Here is a 3,325-nt window from a genome sequence, read left to right as displayed (position 1 = left end):
TGTCATTTCTTTTAAAAATACTTTAAAAAAAGTCTTGTTTATACGTGAATAGTTAGTAGGTTTGCACCCGCCAAGGGAGGTATGTAGAATGTTATTGATTTTGGTTGTGTTCATTGATAGGATTTGGTTTATTAAAAGAGTTGAGATTGATTTTTTTATAGTTAAAAAGAGTTGTATGTTTGCATCCGCAAAAACTGTTTTTGATTCGGTTTTTATTTTCGGAAAAAAAGTTCAAAAAAAACAAAGAAAAACTTGTCAGAGTAAAATAAGGTTGTATATTTGCACCCGCTTTGAGAAACAAGCTAAGTTCATAAGAAAAATTATACTGGGTATATGTGTTGATAAGGGCACAATTAGGGTTCGATTCCTTGAGTAATTACAAGTTTAATGTTTTGTTTAAGAGGCATTAATTTTTCTTCTTTTAATAGAGAAGATAAGTTCATTGATTTATTGATTGACAGCGCGTATTAATTTAATTTTATTATTGAATTAGTACCAAAGAATTAAGACTAGAATCATTTAGAGTACGATTAAAAATTCCTTTAGTTATATTGTTAAATAATATTTAAGAATTAACGATGAAGAGTTTGATCCTGGCTCAGGATGAACGCTAGCGGCAGGCTTAACACATGCAAGTCGAGGGGTAACATTGTAGCTTGCTACAGATGACGACCGGCGCACGGGTGCGTAACGCGTATAGAACCTACCTTATAGTAAGGGATAGCCCAGAGAAATTTGGATTAATACCTTATAGTATTATTGATTAGCATTGATTAATAATTAAAGATTTATCGCTATAAGATGGCTATGCGTTCTATTAGTTAGTTGGTAAGGTAACGGCTTACCAAGACTTCGATAGATAGGGGCCCTGAGAGGGGGATCCCCCACACTGGTACTGAGACACGGACCAGACTCCTACGGGAGGCAGCAGTGAGGAATATTGGACAATGGAGGCAACTCTGATCCAGCCATGCCGCGTGTAGGAAGACTGCCCTATGGGTTGTAAACTACTTTTATAGAGGAAGAAACGATCTTACGTGTAAGATTTTGACGGTACTCTACGAATAAGGATCGGCTAACTCCGTGCCAGCAGCCGCGGTAATACGGAGGATCCAAGCGTTATCCGGAATCATTGGGTTTAAAGGGTCCGTAGGCGGTTTTATAAGTCAGTGGTGAAAGTTTACGGCTCAACCGTGAAATTGCCATTGATACTGTAAGACTTGAATCATTATGAAGTGGTTAGAATAAGTAGTGTAGCGGTGAAATGCATAGATATTACTTAGAATACCGATTGCGAAGGCAGATCACTAATAATGTATTGACGCTAAGGGACGAAAGCGTGGGTAGCGAACAGGATTAGATACCCTGGTAGTCCACGCCGTAAACGATGGTTACTAGCTGTTTGGACTTCGGTCTGAGTGGCTAAGCGAAAGTGATAAGTAACCCACCTGGGGAGTACGTTCGCAAGAATGAAACTCAAAGGAATTGACGGGGGCCCGCACAAGCGGTGGAGCATGTGGTTTAATTCGATGATACGCGAGGAACCTTACCAGGGCTTAAATGTAGATTGACAGGTTTAGAGATAGACTTTTCTTCGGACAATTTACAAGGTGCTGCATGGTTGTCGTCAGCTCGTGCCGTGAGGTGTCAGGTTAAGTCCTATAACGAGCGCAACCCCTGTGGTTAGTTGCCAGCGAGTGATGTCGGGAACTCTAGCCAGACTGCCGGTGCAAACCGCGAGGAAGGTGGGGATGACGTCAAATCATCACGGCCCTTACGTCCTGGGCCACACACGTGCTACAATGGTAGGGACAGAGAGCAGCCACTGGGTGACCAGGAGCGAATCTATAAACCCTATCACAGTTCGGATCGGAGTCTGCAACTCGACTCCGTGAAGCTGGAATCGCTAGTAATCGGATATCAGCCATGATCCGGTGAATACGTTCCCGGGCCTTGTACACACCGCCCGTCAAGCCATGGAAGCTGGGGGTACCTGAAGTCCGTCACCGTAAGGAGCGGCCTAGGGTAAAACTGGTAACTAGGGCTAAGTCGTAACAAGGTAGCCGTACCGGAAGGTGCGGCTGGAACACCTCCTTTCTAGAGAAAGACGATATATAATGGAATTGTATTTGAGGATGTTTTTAGTCTTAAGCTGTTAATTAATTAAGAAATAGTTGTTAGTTTTTGGTTGTTAGTTGTTAGTATTTGTTTTAGATATTTATAGCGATCAACAAAAAACCACCAACATCAACTATGAAGAAGTCTCATAGCTCAGCTGGTTAGAGCGCTACACTGATAATGTAGAGGTCGGCAGTTCGAGTCTGCCTGAGACTACTATTTATAAGTTCATTGATTATATTATTGAAAAGGAAATTTTAGAAGTTGTGTTACTGTCAACTATAAACTGGCTGGTGAGCCAACTTATAAAAGACGGGGGATTAGCTCAGCTGGCTAGAGCGCCTGCCTTGCACGCAGGAGGTCATCGGTTCGACTCCGATATTCTCCACAATTTAGTATGTAGTTTTTATAGTTATATATTAAGAATCGTTCATTGACATATTGATTTAAAGAATACGAGCATTAATTGTTTCACCAGGAACAATTAGTGACAAAAATTAAAATTAAGAGTTTTATATTATTTTTTATCGGAAATAATATAATTAGAAAACTAAAAGAGCAAGTTAAAGCAAGAAGCATAAGCTAATTAAGGGCGTATGGGGAATGCCTAGGCTCTCAGAGGCGATGAAGGACGTGACAAGCTGCGAAAAGCTACGGGGACAGGCACATACTGATTGATCCGTAGATATCCGAATGGGGCAACCCGGCATATTGAAGATATGTCACCTAGCAATAGGAGTGAACCCGGAGAACTGAAACATCTAAGTACCCGGAGGAGAAGAAAACAAAAGTGATTCCGTTAGTAGTGGCGAGCGAACGCGGATTAGCCCAAACCTATGTTGTTACGGCAGCATAGGGGTTGTAGGACCACGATATAAGATGTATATTGAATTAGAACTGTTTGGAAAGACAGGCCAAAGAAGGTGATAGCCCTGTATAAGTAAGATATATTGATTTAGTGGTATCCTGAGTAGTGCGGGACACGAGTAATCCTGTATGAATCTGGCGGGACCATCCGCTAAGGCTAAATACTCCTGAGAGACCGATAGTGAACCAGTACCGTGAGGGAAAGGTGAAAAGAACCCTGAATAAGGGAGTGAAATAGATCCTGAAACCATACGCTTACAAGCGGTCGGAGCCATTATAGGTGACGGCGTGCCTTTTGCATAATGAGCCTACGAGTTACTTTTACTAGCAAGGTTAAGGT

General features: G+C 41.7%; 2 tRNA genes and 2 rRNA genes (1 of these 4 only partly in view). All 4 read left to right on the top strand.

The features are described from left to right. Positions 1-575 precede the first annotated feature (575 nt). Positions 576-2,097 (top strand): 16S ribosomal RNA (locus ABD816_RS21930). Between the two features lie 163 nt (positions 2,098-2,260). Further along, positions 2,261-2,334 (top strand) — tRNA-Ile (locus ABD816_RS21925). 98 nt (positions 2,335-2,432) lie between these two features. Then, positions 2,433-2,506, top strand: a tRNA-Ala gene (locus ABD816_RS21920). A gap of 187 nt (positions 2,507-2,693) precedes the next feature. After that, positions 2,694-3,325: ribosomal RNA gene (locus tag ABD816_RS21915) — 23S ribosomal RNA — on the top strand (it continues 2,201 nt past the right edge of the window). Together the 16S and 23S rRNA genes with 2 tRNA genes alongside form the textbook arrangement of a ribosomal RNA operon.

This window comes from Aquimarina addita (genome assembly GCF_039539305.1).
GTDB lineage: Bacteria > Bacteroidota > Bacteroidia > Flavobacteriales > Flavobacteriaceae > Aquimarina > Aquimarina addita.
The sequence above is the reverse complement of the archived record's forward strand: the minus strand, read 5'-3'. Positions and strand labels throughout refer to the sequence as shown.